Origin of the sequence: Gallibacterium faecale (assembly GCF_027920745.1) — a bacterium.
Taxonomy (GTDB): Bacteria; Pseudomonadota; Gammaproteobacteria; order Enterobacterales; family Pasteurellaceae; genus Gallibacterium; species Gallibacterium faecale.
The window spans coordinates 14,853-36,730 of the sequence record NZ_JAQIBB010000049.1; the positions used below are offsets into that span (position 1 = coordinate 14,853).

The 21,878-nt window shown below is 36.9% G+C and carries 22 protein-coding genes; 15 read left to right on the plus strand and 7 right to left on the minus strand.

Annotation, left to right across the window (positions count from 1 at the left end; translation table 11 throughout):
• The first annotated feature begins 8 nt into the window (after positions 1–8).
• The 13 genes from PF272_RS04625 to PF272_RS04685 all read left to right on the plus strand — a co-directional run bounded on the left by PF272_RS04625 (position 9) and on the right by PF272_RS04685 (position 10,233).
• A complete protein-coding gene (locus tag PF272_RS04625; protein WP_065234794.1) occupies positions 9–554 on the plus strand; it encodes a cell division protein ZapC domain-containing protein in 546 nt (181 codons plus the stop codon).
• Positions 555–571: 17 nt separating this feature from the next.
• Positions 572–1,414, plus strand: coding sequence for a PHP domain-containing protein (locus tag PF272_RS04630; RefSeq protein WP_271141809.1), 843 nt, complete (start codon positions 572–574; stop codon positions 1,412–1,414).
• A gap of 79 nt (positions 1,415–1,493) precedes the next feature.
• Positions 1,494–2,117, plus strand: coding sequence for an L-threonylcarbamoyladenylate synthase (locus tag PF272_RS04635; RefSeq protein ID WP_271141810.1), 624 nt, complete (start codon positions 1,494–1,496; stop codon positions 2,115–2,117).
• A 48-nt stretch (positions 2,118–2,165) separates the two neighbouring features.
• On the plus strand, positions 2,166–3,077 hold the full coding sequence (rluB, locus tag PF272_RS04640) for a 23S rRNA pseudouridine(2605) synthase RluB (RefSeq protein WP_065234797.1): 912 nt from the start codon (positions 2,166–2,168) through the stop codon (positions 3,075–3,077).
• Between the two features lie 21 nt (positions 3,078–3,098).
• Positions 3,099–4,070: an HTH-type transcriptional regulator CysB gene (cysB, locus tag PF272_RS04645; protein WP_271141811.1), complete on the plus strand. Its 972-nt coding sequence runs from the start codon at positions 3,099–3,101 to the stop codon at positions 4,068–4,070.
• A gap of 229 nt (positions 4,071–4,299) precedes the next feature.
• Positions 4,300–4,989, plus strand: coding sequence for an N-acetylmannosamine-6-phosphate 2-epimerase (locus PF272_RS04650; RefSeq protein ID WP_271141812.1), 690 nt, complete (start codon positions 4,300–4,302; stop codon positions 4,987–4,989).
• A gap of 12 nt (positions 4,990–5,001) precedes the next feature.
• Positions 5,002–5,886, plus strand: a complete 885-nt coding sequence (locus PF272_RS04655; protein WP_271141813.1) for an N-acetylmannosamine kinase — start codon at positions 5,002–5,004, stop codon at positions 5,884–5,886.
• Between the two features lie 12 nt (positions 5,887–5,898).
• Complete coding sequence (gene nanQ / locus PF272_RS04660) at positions 5,899–6,366, plus strand: N-acetylneuraminate anomerase (protein ID WP_271141814.1); 468 nt, start codon at positions 5,899–5,901, stop codon at positions 6,364–6,366.
• An 18-nt stretch (positions 6,367–6,384) separates the two neighbouring features.
• Complete coding sequence (locus PF272_RS04665; RefSeq protein WP_065234802.1) at positions 6,385–7,251, plus strand: MurR/RpiR family transcriptional regulator; 867 nt, start codon at positions 6,385–6,387, stop codon at positions 7,249–7,251.
• A gap of 23 nt (positions 7,252–7,274) precedes the next feature.
• Positions 7,275–8,156 carry an N-acetylneuraminate lyase gene (gene nanA, locus PF272_RS04670; RefSeq protein WP_065234803.1) on the plus strand — a complete coding sequence of 294 codons (882 nt, stop codon included), beginning with the start codon at positions 7,275–7,277 and terminating at the stop codon, positions 8,154–8,156.
• A 211-nt stretch (positions 8,157–8,367) separates the two neighbouring features.
• A complete protein-coding gene (locus PF272_RS04675; protein ID WP_065236742.1) occupies positions 8,368–8,649 on the plus strand; it encodes a type II toxin-antitoxin system TacA family antitoxin in 282 nt (93 codons plus the stop codon).
• A 20-nt stretch (positions 8,650–8,669) separates the two neighbouring features.
• Positions 8,670–9,179 carry a GNAT family N-acetyltransferase gene (locus PF272_RS04680; protein WP_271141815.1) on the plus strand — a complete coding sequence of 170 codons (510 nt, stop codon included), beginning with the start codon at positions 8,670–8,672 and terminating at the stop codon, positions 9,177–9,179.
• A 94-nt stretch (positions 9,180–9,273) separates the two neighbouring features.
• A complete protein-coding gene (locus tag PF272_RS04685) occupies positions 9,274–10,233 on the plus strand; it encodes a lactate/malate family dehydrogenase (RefSeq protein WP_065233831.1) in 960 nt (319 codons plus the stop codon).
• A 55-nt stretch (positions 10,234–10,288) separates the two neighbouring features.
• Here the strand turns inward: PF272_RS04685 and PF272_RS04690 are convergent, their stop codons facing one another.
• Genes PF272_RS04690 through znuC form a run of 4 tightly spaced genes read right to left on the minus strand, consistent with a single transcriptional unit; the run spans position 10,289 to position 12,865 of the window.
• On the minus strand, positions 10,289–10,840 hold the full coding sequence (locus PF272_RS04690) for a DNA-3-methyladenine glycosylase I (protein ID WP_271141816.1): 552 nt from the start codon (positions 10,838–10,840) through the stop codon (positions 10,289–10,291).
• A 13-nt stretch (positions 10,841–10,853) separates the two neighbouring features.
• Entirely contained in the window at positions 10,854–11,273 is a 420-nt protein-coding gene (locus PF272_RS04695) for a group III truncated hemoglobin (protein WP_065236739.1), read from the minus strand.
• A gap of 2 nt (positions 11,274–11,275) precedes the next feature.
• Positions 11,276–12,061: a zinc ABC transporter permease subunit ZnuB gene (znuB, locus tag PF272_RS04700; RefSeq protein WP_271141817.1), complete on the minus strand. Its 786-nt coding sequence runs from the start codon at positions 12,059–12,061 to the stop codon at positions 11,276–11,278.
• A gap of 9 nt (positions 12,062–12,070) precedes the next feature.
• Positions 12,071–12,865 (minus strand): zinc ABC transporter ATP-binding protein ZnuC, encoded by a 795-nt coding sequence (gene znuC / locus PF272_RS04705; RefSeq protein WP_413789423.1) that lies wholly within the window; start codon positions 12,863–12,865, stop codon positions 12,071–12,073.
• A 187-nt stretch (positions 12,866–13,052) separates the two neighbouring features.
• On the opposite strand from znuC, the gene mepM reads away from it, so the two are divergent.
• Positions 13,053–14,579, plus strand: coding sequence for a murein DD-endopeptidase MepM (mepM, locus tag PF272_RS04710; RefSeq protein WP_271141818.1), 1,527 nt, complete (start codon positions 13,053–13,055; stop codon positions 14,577–14,579).
• Positions 14,580–14,663: 84 nt separating this feature from the next.
• Here mepM and PF272_RS04715 read toward each other — a convergent pair whose 3' ends face one another.
• From PF272_RS04715 to PF272_RS04725, 3 genes are all read right to left on the minus strand, one after another.
• On the minus strand, positions 14,664–15,941 hold the full coding sequence (locus PF272_RS04715; RefSeq protein WP_271141819.1) for a histidine-type phosphatase: 1,278 nt from the start codon (positions 15,939–15,941) through the stop codon (positions 14,664–14,666).
• 357 nt (positions 15,942–16,298) lie between these two features.
• On the minus strand, positions 16,299–18,695 hold the full coding sequence (mrcB, locus tag PF272_RS04720; protein ID WP_271141820.1) for a penicillin-binding protein 1B: 2,397 nt from the start codon (positions 18,693–18,695) through the stop codon (positions 16,299–16,301).
• A 27-nt stretch (positions 18,696–18,722) separates the two neighbouring features.
• Positions 18,723–20,393: a SulP family inorganic anion transporter gene (locus PF272_RS04725; protein ID WP_271141821.1), complete on the minus strand. Its 1,671-nt coding sequence runs from the start codon at positions 20,391–20,393 to the stop codon at positions 18,723–18,725.
• Between the two features lie 284 nt (positions 20,394–20,677).
• Between PF272_RS04725 and PF272_RS04730 the strand changes: the two genes are divergently transcribed.
• Positions 20,678–21,835 (plus strand): iron-containing alcohol dehydrogenase, encoded by a 1,158-nt coding sequence (locus tag PF272_RS04730; RefSeq protein WP_271141822.1) that lies wholly within the window; start codon positions 20,678–20,680, stop codon positions 21,833–21,835.
• Positions 21,836–21,878 lie beyond the last annotated feature (43 nt).

The window sequence follows — 21,878 nt, forward strand, 5'->3', positions numbered from 1 at the left end:
ATGGATTAATGTTATTCAATAATATGTGTAAATGGCGTTATGATGCGGTGCGTGATTGCCTTACCGCTGTTCTGCCAAATGATACACTGGTTGAAACAACATTAACAAAACAGGTATTAAATGGAGATGGTTTAACGACAAGTCAATTCTTGTTAGCTGATCTTGATAAAGTTGCGCTGTTTTTAGATCTCTTAGAACCTTTACAATTCCCAGAAGAAATCTGCCAGCGATTGGCATATAGTGCGATTGCCTGCCAACATTTCTTATTACCAAAGCAACCACAAAACTGGTTTTTCCGAATTGTAGATGATCAACAAATTGTCACAGAGCCTTGTTTAGCTCGTTGTTTTATTAACGCGATGGAATCTTGGGCAAACGTACTAGTTGCAAATATTGAAGATAATATTGCTGAGGTGATTTTGCTCGAACAACAAGTCGTTTTACCACCAGCTACTTACTATTTTGGTCATCCATTCCGGATTCATCTTAATCGACTTGAAGCTTTAATGATTGAAGTCGAAGTGCCTGAAATGATATTTAAACAATACGCTTAATTAACGATATAACACTAATGCGATTATCTGAACTCTCTACTACAAGATTAGATCTTCATACCCATAGTAGCGCTTCTGATGGTGTATTAACGCCAACAGAATTGATTTTACGTGCGAAAGAACAGCAGTTAGAGGTATTAGCCCTCACTGATCATGATACGATAGATGGGATTGCTGAAGCTCGACGTGCTGCGCAGCAACAGCAAATTAAATTAATTAGCGGTGTAGAAATTTCAACGTTATGGCAAGAAAAAACAATCCATATTGTTGGCTTAGATTTTGATGAAACACATCCCGCCATGACAGCATTATTAGCGGAACAAGCCCGTTTGCGTCATGCAAGAGCAGTAGAAATTGGTGAGAAATTTAAAAAGTTTGGTTTACCCAATGCATTCGCTGAAGCACAAGCCTTAACCATAGGAGAAGTCACCCGTGCACATTATGCACGTTATTTAGTGAATATTGGTTTGGTTAGTAATGAAGGACAAGCGTTTAAACGTTATTTATCTCAAGGGAAGCCTTGTCATGTTAAGGCAAATTGGTGTGATATTCCTACGGCAATTAAGGTTATCCATCAAGCTGGTGGCGTGGCGGTAGTGGCACATCCAATGCGTTATCAAATGACAAATAATAAAATTCATTCTTTGATTATGGATTTTAAACAATGGCAAGGAGATGCCGTAGAAATTGCTGGTGGAGTTGATCATAATCAGCAAAAAATGTTGATTAAATGGTTAGAAGAGCTGGATTTATTAGCATCAGTAGGATCAGATTTCCATTATCCCTGTGGCTGGATTGAGTTAGGACGGAATTTAACGATTCCAGAAACAGTGAAAGCCGTTTGGCGTCAAGTAAATTAATTCTGTTACTTAGACTTATTCTGTGAAGAAATGCGTTATATAATAAGCCGTTTTGTTGTAATAACAAAGGAGATGTATTATGAGTCAATTCTTCTATATTCACCCAGATAATCCACAACAACGTTTGATAAATCAAGCTGTTGAGATTTTACGTAATGGTGGAGTGATTATTTATCCAACCGATTCTGGGTATGCATTGGGGTGTATGATTGGCGACAAACATGCGATGGATCGAATTATTCGTATTCGTCAGCTACCAGAAGGGCATAATTTTACATTAGTGTGTAGCGATTTATCTGAATTATCGAATTACTCTTTAGTGACTAATAGCGTTTATCGTTTAATTAAGAATAATACACCAGGTCGTTATACATTTATTTTGACTGCCACGAAGGAATTACCAAGACGATTAATGACCTTAAAGCGTAAAACAATAGGGATTCGTGTGCCAGATAATAATATTGCATTGGCTTTATTAAATACTTTAGGTGAGCCGATTTTATCTTGCTCATTAATGGTACCAGGTGAGGAGTATTTTACGCTTTCTGATCCAGAAGAAATTCGTAATTTATTAGAAAACCAAGTAGATTTAATTATTCATGGGGGTTATTTAGGTCAAGATCCAACAACTGTGGTGGATTTAACTGTGGAACCGCCAGTTATTTTACGTGAGGGTAGTGGTAGCACTGCACCCTTCATTTAAGTTTTGATTATTTTGATGCAGACGTCTGAGAAGACGACAAGAGGATTTATGCAACTAGCAAAAACAAAAACGACCCAAGAAAATCAAACCAAACCAGCGAAAATTGTTGGCGAAAAATTGCAGAAAGTATTAGCAAGAACAGGATTAGGCTCTCGCCGTGAGATTGAAACGATTATTGCCGCTGGACGTGTTAGTGTTGATGGCGTGATTGCGACTTTGGGAGAACGTGTTGAAGTAAAAACAGATACAAAGATTCGTGTAGATGGACAATTGGTATCATTGATCCCAGTACGCAAAGAAATTTGCCGAGTTCTTATGTATTATAAGCCTGAAGGAGAGTTATGTACTCGTCATGATCCAGAGGGGCGAGCTACTGTATTTGAACGTTTACCTAAAATTAGCAATGGACGCTGGATTGCAGTAGGGCGTTTAGATATCAATACATCAGGATTATTGCTATTTACCACAGATGGTGAATTAGCAAATCGTTTAATGCACCCAAGTAAGGAAGTCGAGCGTGAATATTCTGTACGGGTTTTTGGTGATGTAACAGAAAAAATGTTAGCGCAATTACGCAAAGGCGTACAGTTAGAAGATGGACCTGCGAGTTTTAAAAAAATTACACCACAAGGTGGGCAAGGTATGAATCAATGGTTCTCGGTTACTTTAACTGAGGGACGTAATCGTGAAGTGCGTCGCTTATGGGAATCACAAGGGATTCAAGTTAGCCGCTTAATTCGTACTCGTTATGGCAATATTGAACTGATGCGTGGTTTACCTCGTGGTGGTTGGGAAGAACTACCATTAGATAAAGTGAATTATTTACGCCAATTAGTGGGTTTACCATTGGAAACAGAAAGTAAATTAGATATCAAAAATCCACGTAAATTTAAATCAAATCAAATTCGTAAAGCTGTAAAACAACATGCGTTGAGAAAAAAACGTTATCAACAACGCTAATTCAATAAGGAGAGGGAAGCAATGAAGTTACAACAACTGCGTTATATTGTTGAAATTGCAAATCATAATTTGAATATTACCGATGCGGCAAAGTCGCTTTATACTTCCCAGCCTGGTATTAGTAAGCAAGTTAAATTGCTCGAAGATGAGTTGGGATTACCCATTTTTGAACGTAACGGCAAACATATTCAATGTTTAACCCCAACTGGGGAAAAGATTGTGGCGATTGCTCGTGAGTTACTGGTAAAAGAGCAGAGTATCAAAGCAATTGCTGATGAACATAAACGCCCAGATGTGGGAGCATTACGTATTGCAACCACAAATACTCAAGCACGCTATAAATTGCCTGAGGTGGTGAAACAATTCGTCAAACGTTATCCAGATGTGAGTTTGCATATTCATCAAGGATCACCACAACAAATTTATGAGCTATTGTTATCAGGTGAAATTGATTTAGCGATTATTACTGAAGCACAATATCTGTTTGAAGATGCGATTTTATTGCCTTGTTATATGTGGAATCGTTCGGTAATTGTGAAAAAAGATCATCCACTCGCACAAGTTGATGAATTAACTATTGAAGAATTAGGTAAATATCCATTAGTGACTTATATTTTTGGCTTTACAGGACGCTCTGATTTAGATGAAGCCTTTAGCCGAGAAGGGATTTTACCTAATACGGTATTTACAGCAACAGATGCTGACGTAATTAAAACCTATGTACGACTAGGACTTGGCGTAGGAATTATGGCATCAATGGCTTATGCTGAAAGTGATAGTGATTTAGTGGCTATTGATGCAAGCCATTTATTTAAAGCAAGTATGACGCAAATTGCATTTAAGAAAGGGGCTTTTTTACGCCGTTATACATATGATTTTATCCAATTATTTGCACCACATTTAACTCGCCCACAGGTTGAGCAGGCAGAGCAAATACGTGATAACAATGCAATTCGTAAGATGTTTGATGATGTACATTTAGATTATTTATAATCGGTTTATTACGTATTTTTGCTATATCGACAGTATAAAATGGTTAAAAATGAAGCAAGGGAGTCTAACTCCCTTCATTTGATAGCAATTTTCCTCCATTTTCCCGTCTAAAATTTATGATCTAGATCTCAAAAAAAAATTATTTTTCTTGTTCTAAAGACGACATAAGAGTAAATTACACAGCATAATGAAGTCTAACTTCTTTTTTATTAAGTTTACTGGAGTTTATATGTCAAATTTAGATCAACAACATATTCTTGAAGTGATTAAGCACGGCTTAATTGCTTCTTGCCAACCTGTTGATGATGGTCCAATGGATCACCCAGAAATCGTTGCTGCGATGGCACAAGCCTCTGTGATTGGTGGTGCAGCAGGATTACGAATTGAAGGTGTCGATAATTTAAAAGCAACCCGTAGAGTGGTTAATGTACCTATTATTGGGATTGTAAAACGCGATTTACCAGATAGCCCAGTACGGATTACCCCATTTTTAGACGATGTTGAAGCGTTAGCCGCAGCAGGGGCAGATATTATTGCCTTTGATGGGACTTTCCGTAACCGCCCGACCAGTATTGAAGAAACAGTAAAACGAATTAAAGAATTAGGATTACTTTCGATGGCGGATTGTTCTACCTTTGAAGAAGGAATGTTTTGTCAAAAATTAGGGGTAGATCTGATTGGAAGTACTATGTCAGGCTATACTGGTGGTCCAGTACCAGCGGAACCTGATTATCAATTAGTCATTGATTTAGCGAAAGCAGGTTGTCGAGTGATGGCGGAAGGACGTTACAATACGCCTGAATTAGCGAAAAAAGCGATTGAGATCGGTGCGCATTCCGTTACAGTTGGTTCTGCATTAACACGTTTAGAGCATATTGTGAGCTGGTTTGCTAATGCAGTGAAATCTGCCAATCAATAATAAGGAAAGGATATGCAAGTTCTTGCGTTAGATATTGGTGGTACAAAAATTGCAGCAGCTTTAGTAAAAGAAGGCAAAGTCGTACAGCGTCAGCAAATTGTTACTCCACAACAAAATGCCGCTGAGGGAATGCATCAAGCATTGGCACACGTTATAAAACAGTATCAAGGACAATTTGATTGTGTGGCAGTAGCTTCGACAGGCATTATTAATAATGGTGTATTAACAGCATTAAATCCAAAAAACTTAGGTGGTTTAGCTGAATTTCCATTAAAAGAGAGTATTGCTCGTCATACTGATAAACCAATAGGTTTATTAAATGATGTTCAAGCAGCTGCTTGTGCGGAATATAAAGAACAGGACAGTAACCAAGTAGAAAATTTTGTATTTATCACCGTTTCTACTGGCGTGGGTGGTGGTATTATTCTACAACGTCAATTATTAACAGAACCTAATGGTGTTGCAGGGCATATTGGTCATACATTAGCGGATCCAAATGGACCTGTATGTGGTTGCGGACGTCGTGGTTGTGTAGAAGCGATTGCATCTGGACGTGCGATTGAAGCTGCTGCCAGTGTGTGGGAAAACCCATGTTCACCGAAAGAAGTATTTGAGCGTTTCCGTCAGCAGGATCCATTAGCGAGTGAAGTTGTACACCGTTCTGCGAAAACCATTGCCAATTTAATTGCAGATCTAGTGATCGGATTAGATATTCAAAAAGTGGTTATTGGTGGTAGTGTTGGGTTAGCAGATGGATATCTACCATTAGTACAAACCTATTTACGGCAACAACCTAAATTCTATCAATGCCAAGTTGAACGCGCTTTCCATGGACAAGATGCAGGTTTAATTGGTGCTGCATTGTGGGTTGAACAAAATCAAGAAAAATTAAAATAAGGATAACAGAATATGTTTATTGGTGATTTAACAAAACAAGATTATAAATTAGGCTTACCAAAGGCGATTGGTGATGCATTAGATTATCTTCAAACCATTGACCTAGCTGGATTAGAAACTGGTCGTCATGATATTAGCGATCAAGTTTATATGAATGTTATGGAACTAGATACTTGCGCAGCAGAAAGTAAAAAAGCAGAAATTCATCGTAAGTATTTAGATATCCAAGTTTTGATCAGTGGAAAAGAAGCGATTCAATGTAGTCCAGTTTACCCAGATCTTTCACTTTATACTGAATATGATGAACAAGACGATTATCAATTAACGCCAGATATTGAAGCTAAAAATGAAGTCGTTTTGCGTCCAAAAATGTTTGCTATCTTTTTCCCATACGAACCGCATAAACCATGCTGTAATGTGGATCAACAAGTACAACATCTTAAAAAATTAGTAGTAAAAATCCCTGTGGATTTACTTTAATCCTATAAGGAGGTCGGAATGTCAGAAAGCGGCAAAATCCTAGATACCATTGGTGCTTTGCAAAATAGTTTAACCAAAACAGAAAAACGAATTGCATCCGCAATATTGGCATCTCCAAATTTACTCAGCCAATCATCATTATCAGAAGTTTCCGCACAATTAAATGTTGGCGAAGCTACTTTTATTCGTTTCTGTCGCACACTCGGGTTTAAAGGTTATACTGATTTTAAACTTGAGTTGGCGATTGAGTTGGCAACGCAAGAAAAACAAAATCAAACATTATTAGATACAGATGTTTCTGCTGAAGATAGTGCATTGGAAATTGCAAAAAAATTGCAAACCGCATTAGTAAATGTTGTGGGAGAAACAATTAATCTATTAGATTTTGAACAGCTAGAACGTGTGGTAGATGAATTACAACAAGCAAAACGTATTTTCTTATTTGGTGTAGGTTCATCAGGGATTACGGCTGAAGACGTGAAACATAAATTAATGCGTATTGGGTTACAAGTAGATGCAACAACTAATAACCATTTTATGTATATGCAAGCGTCATTAATGAAGAAAGGGGATGTCGTGATTGGTATTAGCCATTCTGGTTATTCCGAAGAAATTATTCGTACGTTGAAGATTGCACAAAAAAACGAAGCAAAAACAATTGCATTAACGCACAATTTGCGTTCGCCTATTACCGAAGTGGCAGACTATGTATTAATTAATGGTAATCGCCAAGGACAAATGCAGGGCGATTCTATTGGTACCAAAATAGCGCAACTGTTCGTGATGGATTTAATTTATGCGTTGTTAGTGCGTAAGGAAGAACAAAGTGCAATTCAAGCGAAGCAAAAAACAATTAATGTAATTTTAGAACAACGAATCAAATAACTCTCTTGTCATAAGGAAACAACATGAAAAACTTAAAAGGTATCATTAGTGCATTATTAGTGTCATTCAATGCAGATGGCTCAATTAATGAAAAAGGTTTGCGTGAAATCATTCGTTATAACATCGATAAAATGAAAATTGATGGTTTATATGTGGGCGGTAGTACCGGCGAAAACTTTATGCTTTCTACTGAAGAGAAAAAAGAGATCTTCCGTATTGCAAAAGATGAAGCAAAAGACCAAGTTGCATTAATTGCACAAGTAGGTAGCGTTAATCTACATGAATCTGTGGAATTAGGTAAATATGCTACCGAATTAGGCTATGACTGCTTGTCAGCGGTAACCCCGTTCTACTATAAATTCAGCTTTGCTGAAATCAAAAACTACTATGACACCATTATTGCAGAAACTGGTAACAATATGATTGTTTACTCAATTCCATTCTTAACAGGCGTTAATATTGGTGTGGAACAATTTGGTGAACTTTATAAAAATCCAAAAGTAATTGGTGTGAAATTTACTGCAGGTGATTTCTACTTATTAGAACGTGTGAAAAAAGCGTATCCAGATCACCTCATTTGGGCTGGTTTTGATGAAATGATGCTTTCTGCTGCGGTATTAGGTGTGGACGGAGCAATTGGTAGTACCTTTAACGTTAATGGTGTACGTGCAAGACAAATTTTTGAATATGCACAACAAGGTAAGATTGCGGAAGCACGTGCAATTCAACACGTTACAAACGATTTAATTGAAGGTATCTTATCAAATGGTTTATACCTCACTATCAAAGAATTGCTCAAATTAGATGGTGTGGATGCAGGTTATTGTCGTGAACCAATGACAAAAGAGTTAACACCAGAAAAAGTTGCATTTGCAAAAGAATTAAAAGCAAAATACCTTTCTTAATTCTGTTATTTAGATGCTATTTGATGAAGATGAAACTCACCATTATTGGTGAGTTTCTTTTTACTCTTAAAAAGGAAAAGTAAACATAATTTTATGCTAAGCAAGGTATTTCATATTGATAGCGTCCGGAAATAACTAATTTTATACGGCTATTGACCGTATATTTTGTTTATATAATAATAGAACCCTATCAGGAAAAAGGGGAAAATCTATGAAAAAAACGACAAAAGCAAGACTTGAAGCGAAAGTCAATGTTGAATTATATGAGTTATTTAAACAAGCAGCCGCGATTACGGGTCGATCATTGACAGATTTTGTAGTTGATGTTGTGTATCAAGCTTCAGTAAAAACAATTTCTCAGCACCAATCTCTAATGCTCAGCATACAGGATCAAAAACTATTAGTAGATGCACTAAACGCAGATACGGATTTTAATGCATCTATGCAAGAAGCGATGGATATGCACAATGCTTTTCTTTCTCAAAAGCAATAATAAATATTGGATGAATAGAAATGGATAGAGGTATTCTAATTGATTTAGATATTGTCGCTTTATCAGATCTTATTTTGAGCAAACAAGCCTTTTGTAGTGATTCACAAATTTTGAACTTTTATTTTCAGACACAAGTTTCACAAGACGAGAAGAAAGAATTAACCAAATGTTTTGTGTTAATTAATAAAAAACTAGAAAAAATCATCGGTTATTATACGTTATCTGCCACATCAATTAATGTAGCAGATATTCCTATTTCTCGGATTAAGAAGCAGATTAGGTATCCTATGATACCGGCAGCTTTAATTGGCAGGCTTGCGATTGATCGCAATTTTACTCGGCAAGGATTTGGTAAATTTTTGATTGCTGACGCAATTAGCAAAGTAAGAGAGGCTAAGCTAGGAATTGCAGCATTATTGGTAGAAGCGAAAGATATTAAAGCTGTTGAATTTTATAAAAAACTAGGATTTATCCAGTTTATGGACAAACAAGATACATTATTTTTGCCTTTAACAAAATTAATTAAATAATAGTAATGTCACTTATTGATTTAAATTTTTTTTAACTCAAATATTAAATTGAATATTTGATAATGATTGTAAACACAACAGAGTAGTAAACATTATGCGTAAAATTTCTATTATTGGAACTGGGGCTGTCGGGGTCGAGATAGCAAGTTTTATTCTCAATATGGGAGAATGTAGTGAGGTTGTACTGGTTGATTTAAATAAAGATCGCTGTAAAGGCGAACAGATGGATTTTAGCCATATGTCTTCATTGACCTTTGCGAAAAATACAAGAGTCATCAGCGGTGAATATGAAGATACTGCTGATAGCGATATTATTGTGATTACGGCAGGAGCCCAAATTAAAGTCGGGCAGGATCGCCTAGAGCTAGCGCAAATTAATGCCAAAATTGGAGTAGATATTGCAAAACAATTAGAAAAATATTCACCAAATGCAATTCTAATTATTGTGAGTAATCCTTGTGACATTGTCACTCATTTTATTGCTTGCAATACTTCTTATCCGCGAGAACGTGTAATTAGTGCTGGTTGTGTTGTGGACAGTGCCAGATTAATGAAATTGGTAGCAGATAAAGTACAAATCGATCCTAAGAATATTTTTGGTTTTATCCTGGGAGAACATGGGGCGAATAGTATTTTACCTTGGAGTTTAATGAATATTGCTGGACAAAAAGTAGAAGACTTTTGCCGTAATAATGGTTATCCAGTGATTGATCCGCAACAATTACTTGATGAAGTAAAACAAGAAGGGCTTAAAGTGTTTGGTTTAAAACTGAATACGAATCATGGTATTGCCGCTAGTGTGTTTAGAATTATTCGTGCTATCAATATCAATGAATATTCTGTATTACCCGTAGGAACAGTATTAACGGGGGAATATGGGATTCACAATATTGTTATTAGTGTGCCGATGATTATTAACCGCGATGGGATTGGCAAAATTCCTAAATATCGTTTTACTGATGAAGAGTTGGTGGATTTACATCAAAGTGCAGAGAATTTGCGAAAAATTGCAGAAGATGTTGCAGAAAAGACTGGATTGAAGGTAGATCTTTAACATAAAAACAAGGAGGTATTTTCAAATTTGTTGAAAATACCTCCATAGAGAAAAATTATTGCTCCTGTTTCCAAGGCACATCAGTTTGTAAAATTTTTTGATAAATAGGGCAGTTTTCATCATGTGCATTGGGTAGATAGCCACAACTCATCAAAAACTCATTCACAATCTCACCACCAACAAATTTAAAATGGCGTTTAAATAGCTTTACCCACTCCGTCAATGGTTTAGGGTGATGTAGATCGAGCCACTGTTTAAAAGAACCAAATTGCTGCTGTAATTGCTGAATTTGTTGGGCATTATAAATTGCCGCATTTATTTTTAAACGATTACGAATAATCTCAGGATTATTTAATAACCGCTGGCGATCTTGGTCGCTATAAGCTGCGACTTTAGCAATCTCAAATTGATCATAGGCTTGGCGAAATCCAGCTTCTTTTTTTAAGATAGTTGTCCAACTTAAACCAGCTTGATTAATTTCTAAAACTAAACGAGCGAAAAGCTCATTATCATCAGTAATCGGGAAACCATAATGGTGATCGTGATAATGTTTATTGAAAGGATCTTGACCATCGGCTAATTGATTGACGTAATCACAATAACTCATTTGATTTCCTTATTTAGCCTTTGGTTGGACGAATCCGTTTCATAAACATCGGCAGTTCATCAGTCAGCACTCGTTGCTGCATTAAATCTTTAATCGTAGCAGCACGAAATAGTGCTTTTTCCGCTTTCTCACCATGAAATAATTGATGTACTGTATCTTGCCAGTGTGTTAGCCAAACAGCAAACATCTCTTCGCTCATAGGCTGGCGATTATGAAGTTTGATATGGGCTAACATTGGGTTTCCTTGGTAACTTTCTAAGTCAAAAATATTGCTTTCCCAGAAACGGTACATTTTTTCTAAATGCGCTTGCCAATGTTTGCCTTTAAGATGATCAAACATATAGCCAATTCGTGGATCGGCGCGTACATGATCATAAAAAGTATTAACCAATAGCTCGATATCTGCGCGATTTTCTAAAAGTTTAGTCGGCATACTTACTCCTGTTGTTTCTTAAATAGAGAAAGCACAAATAATAGAGAAGAACAAATGACTACTGATGGTCCCGCCGCAGTATCATAAAATGCGGAGAGTAAAAGACCACCAGTGACAGCGATCATACTAATAGCAATAGCAATAAATGCCATACTTTCAGGGGTTTTGGCAAAGCGGCGAGCAGTTGCAGCTGGAATAATCAATAATGATGTAATAATTAACGCACCAACAAATTTCATACTTAAGGCAATCGTAATCGCTGTTAATAGCATTAAAATGACTCGCCCTTTTTTTACATTAACGCCTTCGATTTGAGCTAGTTCTGGGTTTACTGTAGCAGAAATCAATGCTGACCAGTAATAGCATAAAATCGCTAGCACTAAGACAACACCAATGCCAATCCAGAGTAAATCTTGATAATTAATTGCTAAGAGATCACCAAACAAATAATTCATTAAATCGACTCGAATACCGCCAATTAAACCAATAGTGACTACACCAAGTGAAAGGCTTGTGTGGGCAATAATGCCGAGTAGGGTATCAACAGCAAAGTGGGTATTGTTTTCTAGCCATACTAAAACAAGTGCCAATATAACAATCAAAATTAAGATAGCGAGATAAGGATTAAGATTTAATGCAATGCCCAGAGCAATGCCGAGTAAAGCAGAATGTGACAACGTATCGCCAAAATAGGCCATTTTCCGCCAAACCACAAAAGCACCGAGTGGGGCAGTGATTAAAGAGAGAATCATCCCAGTTAGCCAAGCAGGAAAAATAATTTCAAACATTTGTATGCCTTATTGTTGTTGATGTTGGCAATCAGGTGAACGGTGTGTTGCAGAACAACAAACATCACCATGTAAATTGTGTTTATGGTTATGGTGGTGTGTATAAATCGCAACATTTTGTTCACGTTGATTATTAAAGAAATCAATAAAATGTGGATGTGAGCTGATCGAATCAGGTGCACCTTGACAACATAGATGTTGATTAATACAAAGAACATGATCAGTTTTTGCCATGACTAAATGCAGATCATGTGAAACCATTAATACAGCACAATCGAATCGTTCACGCATTTGGTTAATTAATTCATAAAGTTCATTCTGTCCAACGACATCAACACCTTGTGTTGGCTCATCTAATACTAAAAGATTGGGTTTATTTAATATAGCTCGTGCCAATAATACACGTTGCATTTCACCACCAGAAAGTTTTTGCATCGTATGATCGGCTAAATGACTAATAGAGAGCAATTTTAGAGATTGCTCAATATCTTGTTTGCTTGTTTTTGGTTTAAGTGAAAGAAATTTGCTGACTGTGATTGGAAACGTAGCATCAATATGAATTTTTTGTGGAACATAACCAATTTTTGTATTCGGTGCGTAATATACACTCCCTTGTTGTGGTGTAATCAATTTTAATAACACTTTCAATAATGTCGATTTGCCACCACCATTAGGTCCAACAATGGTAGTAATTGAACGTGGTTGGATCGATAAGGAGATATCTTGTAGTGCTGTTTGATTATTGAACTGAACAGAGATATGTTTGAGTTCAACTAAAGGAGAGTTTAATTGTTGCATAATGATGACACCTTTAAAAAATCGGTCTGTATTTTATGCAAATCGCTTATCGGATCAAATAATTTTTTCGATAATGCCGAAGATTTATTCATTCAAAAAAATTAATCCATTCTTTTGGGAATTTTTCAGCTAATATTATGTCTTATTTTAGTTCTTATAAAATGATTAAGTTTTATCCATTTAGGTTATTTGAATGCAACATATTAAATTAGCAAGAGATCGCTTAAAGAAGAAGATAACAATAAGAATAGTGCTTTTTGTGATTGCATTACTTTGCTTTTCATCGATTATTTATTTTTTACATCATCAAACTAAAACACCAGATACTAAAACAGTAATTCCATCAACAAGTGTTGATACCAGTAAACCTACGGTGACAGAACAAACAGAAAATAAAGAAATTACCGCTGAAAAGAACAGTTCAGAACAAAATAATTCGGAAAAAAGTAGTAGTGAAGAAAACACAGAAACAACCGTAGCAGATCAAAACACAGAAGGTACGGAGAGTGATGTTAGCAGTGATAATGTGGATAATCAGAATACACATGGTGAGAATTTTGATGATCAATTATCAGATGAAACTGTATTTAGTGATGACGAATTACCAGAAGATGCCAAAGATGCATTAAATGAACTATTAGATGCAGCAGGTGAAGCCTTAAGAATTACCAATCAATTTGCTTACACTGTAGCAGATGGCGATAAATTAAATGATGTTTTGGGTTCAAGTGGTTTAGATACGGATGTAATTAACGAATTATATCAATTAGATCCTACCTTAAAAAATCTACAAACTGGGCAGCAATTTTATTGGATTTTATCAAAAGATGGTGATTTACAATATTTGAATTGGCTAGTATCGCGTAAAGAAGAACGCGTTTATGAACGCCATACAGATGGCCATTTTGTGATGCAAGTCATTCAAAAGAAAAGCGTTTGGAAAGAAGAAGTCTTGAAAGGGGATATTGATGGTAATCTTTATACCCATTTACGCCAAGATGGCTTGGATTCTAAGCAAATTTATCAATTAATCAATGCGTTACAATGGCAGTTAAGTTTAACTAAATTACAGAAAGGCGACCGTTATGCGATTTTAGTAAATCGTGAATATCTGAACGATAAATTAACGGGGCAAGGGAATGTCATTGGTATTCATATTATTAGCCGTGGTAAAAGTTATTATGCAATTCAAGCGGAAAATGGACGTTATTACAATAACCATGGTGAAACGCTTGGTAAAGGATTTTCTCGTTATCCAACACAACGTCAATATCGAATCTCTTCACAATTTAATCCACGACGCAAAAATCCGGTTACTGGTCGAATTGCGCCGCATAAAGGAGTCGATTTCTCGATGCCTGTTGGTACACCAGTTATTGCGCCAGCGGATGGTGTAGTGATTAAAGTGTCATATCAAGCTGGTGGTGCAGGCCGTTATATAATGCTACGTCATGGTCGAGAGTATCAAACTGTCTATATGCATTTAAGCAGACCGTTAGTGAAACAAGGGCAGTCAGTGAAAAAAGGACAACGGATTGCATTATCAGGTAATACCGGACGTTCGACAGGCCCACATTTGCATTATGAGTTTCATGTAAATGGTGTAGCGGTTAATCCAATGCGTGTTAAATTACCAGGAATGAACAATACAATGGCAAGTAAGGAACGCCAACGTTTCTTAGCACAGGCTAAAATTGTACAAAATAAATTGAAGATGTGATTTTTGTAGTTAATACGACATTAGATTAAGGTGTTTAAGGAAAAGAGGTTGATAGTAAGTTATCAACCTCTTTTTTTATCTAAATTAAGGCAAATAGCAGGCTTTCAATTTATTGAGATAGTAGTAGTTAGTTTTTCCTAGTCGAGCAGTATCACAAGCAACTTTAAATGCACTTTCTTGTTCATTCACTAACATTCTAATAATTGGTTGATTGGCTTGGTTGTTATATATATCCCATTGGACATTAGCAGTCATTGGTGAAATCTTTGCTCCTCGCCATATACTGTTGTTGTAGCTATAAGGCTGGTCATCTGCAAGTGCTGTTCCGCTAGCGGGAATTTCTAAGAGTGTTGTAAAGGGGATAATGGTTTCAGCATGTGCAAAGCGTAATTTTGCAGCAGGTGAATTTGCGTTTAATCCATTTTCTGCTTGAGTAAAGAAATCGATCAGTAAAGCTTTAGCTGGATTAGTGGTAATACCTATTTGGCTAGCAAATCCAGGACCTTTGTCATAAAAATTATCAGTATCTTTCATTTGTTCAAAGAAAGCAGCCGCTTTTTCAGGCATATAGGGATTGAGATTTTCACCAGCGAGTTCTTTCTCCATATCTGGAGCAATAATATATAAATCGTAGATCATTGAGGCAGCGTCAAATGCACTGTTAATTTTTTCTTTACCATTACCTTTATCAGTAGAGATATATTTCCCATCAGTGCTGATCGCTGTACGTTCACCTTCGCTAGTATATTGATAACCTTCTGTACCGAGTTTTGCTAAGAAATCAGATGTAAACAGTGGAGCAAGTATGGCCTGAGTTGCTTTTTGAGCAGCAGTGGATTGCGCCATTTTGTTGAGAATAGCCTCTGCTTTGATATTGTTTTTATGATATTTTTGGTAGGCCTTACTTGCTTGTAGAATTTGTTGTTTTAGTACATCTTGGCCAGCAGGATCATTTTTTCTACTGAGCTTGTGAAAGTAGAGTGTGTATCGATCAGTTTGTGATGTATTAATTTTTAGATTTGGTGCTTGTTGGTTGAGACTTGCTACAAAATTTTTACTACTATCTATTGCTCGATTTTCACCACTTGTTGCTACATTGATCACCTTCTTTTGTGTGAAAAGTGATTGATTGCGTTGATATAAACGTACTGCTAGTGCTTTATGTTCATTGATTCCACGTTCAGTTAAATTTCCATAGCCAGGTACGCTGATACCAGGTACACCATAACCCAATAATAAATTAGCTTTTTCAATTTTTTGTACTAATGCTAATAACTGTTCTCCTTTCTGAGTAAGGGCCTTTTTATGTTTTGCAGAAAGTAACATATTCTCAACAGCTAGATCGCTTCCCTCGACTACCATGACAGGCAATCATTTCTGTGAATACTAATGTATAACCTTTTGGTATTGATTGATAAGTGGTTGGATCTTGCTGTGGAGAGTAGGGTGTTTTAGTTTGATAATGACCATTAGCGAGGGTTATTGTAGGAAGAATGGTTAGTAAAAAAAGAGTATGTTTCATCATATTTCCATAAAAAATTTGTTAGATTTTGGGTTGATCTGTTTAGTGAGAAGAAAATTGAATCGAATGATTATAGTAGAGGCATCATAGCTAGTAAACGGTTAAAATTTAGTCTGTTTAAAATAGTTGATGGTCAACATAATAATTACTTGGGTAGGAAATCCTATAATCTACAAGAATATGGGATTTCCTATGGGTTAATGAACAGGAACAGCTTCCTCAACCGGTGCACCGCCATCTGGTGGATTACTATCAGGCGTATTATCTTCGGTAGCTTCATCAACGGAATCATTTAGCTGTAACGCATCCCAGATACTTGGCTGGTTATCTTCTGCTGGCGTATCTGTTGCTGAACCACAAGGGTGATGATTAATCCAAATAGGAATCTCTTGTCCACCACCATTACAAGCCCAGCTGCCATGACTATCAACTCTGACCCATTTTAATGTAGAGGTTAATGGTAGTTTTAAGGGTTGAACGTCAATATTGCCTAATAAAGATTTATAAATTTGTAATGCGCCAGAAGCACCGGTTAATTTAGTTTTGCGGTTATTATCTAATCCAGCCCAGACAGTTGTGACATTATTGCCATCAATCCCAACAAACCATGTATCACGCCCATCGTTAGTTGTTCCTGTTTTACCAGCTAAATGCAATGAAGCAAAGTCTGGCTGTAAACTTCGTGCTGTACCACGATCAACCACTTGCTGCATTGCAAATAAGGTTTCGATTGTTGCTTCTTCAGCGACAACTTGTTCAGGATTTACTGTGCGTTGATAAAATTGATGACCATCACGTTCTACAATATAGCGAATTGTTGTTAAAGGTACTTTTGCGCCTTTATTGGCAATGACTTGATATAACTTGGTTACATCATAAGGAGAGATTGCATAAGATCCTAACAGCATAGAGGGGACACGTGGAATTTTGGCTTGATCCCATCCCATACTTTTTTGATTACGAATAATATTATCTAGCCCTACTGCCATACCGATATTAACAGTTGGAATATTTAATGAACGTACCAATGCACTTAATAAAGTAACAGAACCACTATATTTACGATCATAGTTACGAGGTTGCCAAGCAGGTTGCCCTTTTAATGGAATACTGATCGGTTGGTTTTTAATTGGCGTATTTAAGGCAAAACGCTCTGGATAAGAAAGTGCCGTTAAGTAAACAGAGGGTTTGACTAAAGACCCAATTTGTCGTTTTGCGGATAAAACTCGGTTAAAACCAGCATAATGTACATCAGTACCGGCAACTAATGCTTGAATCTCTCCAGTATGATAGTTAGCAATTAACATTGCTGCTTCTAAGTCTGGAATTTTATGTTGCAGTTTTAATTGATTTGTACCACTAATAATGGCATTTTCAGCTTGGCGTTGTAGTTCAGGATCAAGTGTTGTAAAAATTCTAGCACCCGACAAATAATTCAGTTTCTTATTACCAAGTAATTGATTTAATTCTTGACGGACTGCCTGCATAAAGCCCGGTTGTGGTTGTTGAATTGGACGTTGTGTTTGTACTCCCAGTGGACGTTGGCTCAACATTTGATATAGTGCGTTATCAATAATATTGTGTTCTAACATCAGCTGTAACACTGTATTACGGCGTTTTTTAGCATTTTCAGGATTACGCCAAGGGTTATATAGCGAAGGCCCTTTTACCATGCCTACTAGTAAAGCAATTTGATCAAGATTGATCTCTTGAATAGGGCGACCGAAATAGAATTGACTAGCGAGTGCAAACCCGTGAATTTGTGTATCACCACTTTGTCCCAAATAGATTTCATTGAGATAAGTTTCAAGGATACGATTTTTATCGTAATGTGCATCGAGCATAATCGCCATAATGATTTCATTAAATTTACGGGTCAATGTTCTTTCATTACTGAGGAAGAGATTTTTGACAAGTTGTTGAGTAAGCGTGCTACCGCCTTGTACAGTATGGCCCGCTTTCAGATTATTCACTAATGCACGCGCAATCCCAATAAAGCTCACGCCATCATGTGAAAAGAAATTACGATCTTCGGTTAAGATAAGAGTATCAATCAGAAAACGTGGATATTGTTGTAAGGGAATAGCTAACCGTTCTTCATCCTCTGAATTTAACATGGCAATCAATTTGGGAGAGAGCCGAAAATCAGGCACAATCTTACGCGTAACAAGATCTTCAATCGCACTCAATTTTTGTTGTTGAAACCGTAAACGTAATACACGTTGAGGTTCTGGCTGATCAGGGAACGCAAAAGCACGCCGAATTAAAACAATGGTATCCTGATCAATCTTAAAATCACCAGGTGCAGCAATTAGAGAAGTTTGACGATAACCATTTTCTAATAAGTTTTGCTTAACTTCTTCTAAAGAGGGTTGGGTTTCTTGCTTGATACTTGGGATTTGTCCATAGACTTCAGCAGGTAACTGCCAAATTTGACCATCCATTTTAGAACGAATTTTGCCGTCTAAATAGATACCATAAAAGCCGATCATAAAAGCGGCGGTAATTCCCAATTTAATCGAAAAAGAGAAAAATTTATCCTTGAGTACAGAGCCTTTTTTCTTTGGTGCCTGTTTAGGTGAATTTTCTGCCATATTACTTCAACTACTAATAATTGCTGATTAAGCCTGCTGTTGCTTATTTTGTTTATCTAATTCAATAACGTGTTCCAAGGCTTGCTCAAAATGAGGAAAATAGTGTTGTTCCCCAATTAATTGGATAATGCCTGATTTTTTCAGTTCACGATCAACCCGTTTATTTGCCCCAGAGAACATAACGATCACATTGCGACGATGTAATGAACGGATGACATCTTCTAATGCCTGAATACCGGTCATATCAATAAATGGCACCCATTTTAAACGAATAATCAAAAATTTCGCATCAGTATTTGTTCCTGCTAAAGCACGTTCAAAATTTTCTACCGCACCAAAGAAGAATGGACCTTCTAATGCAAACACCAATGCAGACTCTGGTAACGTATCTTTTTCACCTTGACGAGCAAGCTCTTGATTGATTTCATGCGCACTACTTGGCGAAATTTCTACACTAGAAGCCATACGTTTTAGGAAGTAGAGTGTTGCTAAGATAACGCCAATATTAACTGCGATAACTAAATCGGCAAAAACAGTTAAAAAGAATGTAATTAATAAGATCACCACATCAGCACGAGGAGCTCGTTTTACCATATTAATAAAACGTCTAGCTTCACTCATATTCCAAGCAACTACGAACAGAATAGCTGCGAGTGCAGCTAATGGAATATTAGCCGCAAGAGGTGCTAACACGACTAAAATCACGACTAAAGTGATAGCGTGAATGATACCCGCTAAAGGGCTATTACCACCGTTACGAATATTGGTTGCGGTACGAGCAATTGCGCCTGTTGCGGCAAAACCACCAAATAATGGCGCCAATATATTGGCAATTCCTTGACCGATAAGTTCTTGGTTGGATTGATGCTTTGTTCCAGCCATACCATCTGCAACAACGGCAGAAAGTAAAGATTCAATTGCACCAAGCATTGCAATGGTAAATGCCGGGCCAATCAAGGTAATCATTTGAGTCCATTCTAAACGAGGAACTTCAAATTTTGGTAGGCCTTGCGGAATTCCACCAAAGACACTACCTATCGTTTTGACTCCATCAAATTGTGCGAATTGTTGGACTAACGTAATGACGACTAATGCGACTAATGGGCCGGGAATCCGATGCAGATATTTGATTTTTGGTGCGTATAAGACTAGCAATAAGGCAGCCAACGCTAATAGCGTAGTCGCTAAATGGAGTTGTGGAAAAACATGTAATAGCTGCCACACTTGTTGATGAAAATGTTGTCCTGTAATTGCTGGCAATCCAAAGAAATTACGCCATTGGCCTACCCAAATAATTACACCGATCCCAGCAGTAAAACCAACAATTACTGGCGCAGGAATAAATTTAATGATTGCTCCCATTTTGCTAATGCCTAATGCAAACAGAATAATTCCTGCCATCAAGGTAGCAATTTGCAATCCTTCTACACCGTATTGGGCTGTAATGCCTGATAATACAACAATAAAAGCACCTGTTGGCCCAGCGATTTGTAATCGACTACCACCAAACAGCGAAACAGCTAACCCAGCAATAATAGAAGTGTAAATTCCTTGTTCAGGTTTAACGCCAGATGCAATAGCGAATGCCATAGCAAGAGGTAATGCAACAACACCGACAATCACGCCAGCAACAAGATTATTTAGCCAATATTTTTTTTGTAATAGCCCGGCTTTATAGGCTTCTTGGATTGCAAACATAAGTAAAGTTTAGAAGGACAAATAAGGCGATATTATAAAACAGAGTGGATCTTTCTCAAATAAATTAACAGAAATTTAGTGGGATAGTGCGATTAGATTTTATAGATTAAAGATAATTTAAATATAAAAAGTACTAGTTATAACTCTTCGTGAGGAGTAGAATGAATTATGTTAAGCATATGTTAATTATTACTTAAAATTAAGTAATTTTAAGTAATTGAAAAAAGAAGCGTATTCTTAAGATACGTGCTTATGTCACAAACAAACTAAGGAAGTTTGTATCTATGTCTACCTATTATTTCCTACCTACTCGTAATGTCTTTGGTGAAGGTGCTGTAAATGAAGTTGGCGATTTAATGCTTTCACTTGATGCTCATTCAGTGATGATTGTTACTGACAAGTTTTTGGCAAAATCTGGTATGGCGGATCAGGTTGTTGCAATTTTAGCAAAAAGCAATATTAAGTCAGTCGTTTTTGATGGGGCAGAGCCTAACCCAACAGATAAGAATGTCGAAGCTGGTGTTGATTTCTTTAAACATCATGACTGCGAAGGTATCATTTCACTCGGTGGTGGTTCTTCTCACGACTGTGCAAAAGGGATCGCACTTGTCGCTTCTAATGGTGGTCGCATTCACGATTATGAAGGTATTGATAAAGCGACAAAAGATATTATGCCATTATTAGCAATCAACACCACTGCGGGTACCGCGTCTGAAATCACCCGTTTCTGTATCATTACTGACGCTTCTCGTCACGTCAAAATGGCAATTGTGGACTGGCGCGTTACACCAAAAGTTGCTGTGAATGATCCTGAATTAATGAAAGGTATGCCACCTTCACTTACAGCAGCTACTGGTATAGATGCTTTGACTCACGCAATTGAAGCTTATGTTTCTTCAGCAGCAAATCCATTAACTGATACGGCAGCATTGAAAGCGATTGAAATGATCTATCGTTATTTACCTAAAGCAGTTGCAAACGGTGATTATATGCACGCACGTGACAAAATGGCTTATGCACAATATCTTGCTGGTATTGCCTTTAATAATGCTTCACTCGGTTATGTTCATGCTATGGCACACCAACTTGGTGGTTATTACAACCTTCCTCACGGCGTTTGTAATGCTATTTTATTACCATACGTTGAAGAATTTAATATCATCGGTAATATGAATCGTTTCCGTGATATTGCGGAAGCTATGGGAATTAATACTAAAAATATGACAACAACTGCTGCGGCACAAGCTTGTATCGATGCAATTAAATTAATCAACCGTCAAATTGGTATTCCAGCGAATTTACGTGAACTTGGTGTTAAACCAGAAGATTTTGAAGTTATGGCTCAAAATGCACAAAAAGACGTTTGTTGTTTAACAAATCCACGTAAAGCAACTACGGCTCAAGTGATTGAAATTTATCGTCGTGCTTATGAAGGGGAATAACCTTTATCAGTGAGTACGTTGAAAAGAAGAAAGGCATCTATTC

What these genes read in the sequence shown, in the direction of transcription:
- PF272_RS04690 (WP_271141816.1), bottom strand. Translation starts at nt 10,840, where the DNA reads ATGAGTTATTGTGATTACGTCAATCAATTAGCCGATGGTCAAGATCCT.
- znuB (WP_271141817.1), bottom strand. Translation starts at nt 12,061, where the DNA reads ATGTTTGAAATTATTTTTCCTGCTTGGCTAACTGGGATGATTCTCTCT.
- PF272_RS04630 (WP_271141809.1), top strand. Translation starts at nt 572, where the DNA reads ATGCGATTATCTGAACTCTCTACTACAAGATTAGATCTTCATACCCAT.
- mrcB (WP_271141820.1), bottom strand. Translation starts at nt 18,695, where the DNA reads ATGGCAGAAAATTCACCTAAACAGGCACCAAAGAAAAAAGGCTCTGTA.
- PF272_RS04715 (WP_271141819.1), bottom strand. Translation starts at nt 15,941, where the DNA reads ATGGTAGTCGAGGGAAGCGATCTAGCTGTTGAGAATATGTTACTTTCT.
- nanA (WP_065234803.1), top strand. Translation starts at nt 7,275, where the DNA reads ATGAAAAACTTAAAAGGTATCATTAGTGCATTATTAGTGTCATTCAAT.
- PF272_RS04675 (WP_065236742.1), top strand. Translation starts at nt 8,368, where the DNA reads ATGAAAAAAACGACAAAAGCAAGACTTGAAGCGAAAGTCAATGTTGAA.
- cysB (WP_271141811.1), top strand. Translation starts at nt 3,099, where the DNA reads ATGAAGTTACAACAACTGCGTTATATTGTTGAAATTGCAAATCATAAT.
- PF272_RS04665 (WP_065234802.1), top strand. Translation starts at nt 6,385, where the DNA reads ATGTCAGAAAGCGGCAAAATCCTAGATACCATTGGTGCTTTGCAAAAT.
- PF272_RS04730 (WP_271141822.1), top strand. Translation starts at nt 20,678, where the DNA reads ATGTCTACCTATTATTTCCTACCTACTCGTAATGTCTTTGGTGAAGGT.
- PF272_RS04655 (WP_271141813.1), top strand. Translation starts at nt 5,002, where the DNA reads ATGCAAGTTCTTGCGTTAGATATTGGTGGTACAAAAATTGCAGCAGCT.
- rluB (WP_065234797.1), top strand. Translation starts at nt 2,166, where the DNA reads ATGCAACTAGCAAAAACAAAAACGACCCAAGAAAATCAAACCAAACCA.
- PF272_RS04695 (WP_065236739.1), bottom strand. Translation starts at nt 11,273, where the DNA reads ATGCCGACTAAACTTTTAGAAAATCGCGCAGATATCGAGCTATTGGTT.
- PF272_RS04680 (WP_271141815.1), top strand. Translation starts at nt 8,670, where the DNA reads ATGGATAGAGGTATTCTAATTGATTTAGATATTGTCGCTTTATCAGAT.
- PF272_RS04625 (WP_065234794.1), top strand. Translation starts at nt 9, where the DNA reads ATGTTATTCAATAATATGTGTAAATGGCGTTATGATGCGGTGCGTGAT.
- PF272_RS04685 (WP_065233831.1), top strand. Translation starts at nt 9,274, where the DNA reads ATGCGTAAAATTTCTATTATTGGAACTGGGGCTGTCGGGGTCGAGATA.
- mepM (WP_271141818.1), top strand. Translation starts at nt 13,053, where the DNA reads ATGCAACATATTAAATTAGCAAGAGATCGCTTAAAGAAGAAGATAACA.
- PF272_RS04635 (WP_271141810.1), top strand. Translation starts at nt 1,494, where the DNA reads ATGAGTCAATTCTTCTATATTCACCCAGATAATCCACAACAACGTTTG.
- PF272_RS04725 (WP_271141821.1), bottom strand. Translation starts at nt 20,393, where the DNA reads ATGTTTGCAATCCAAGAAGCCTATAAAGCCGGGCTATTACAAAAAAAA.
- nanQ (WP_271141814.1), top strand. Translation starts at nt 5,899, where the DNA reads ATGTTTATTGGTGATTTAACAAAACAAGATTATAAATTAGGCTTACCA.
- PF272_RS04650 (WP_271141812.1), top strand. Translation starts at nt 4,300, where the DNA reads ATGTCAAATTTAGATCAACAACATATTCTTGAAGTGATTAAGCACGGC.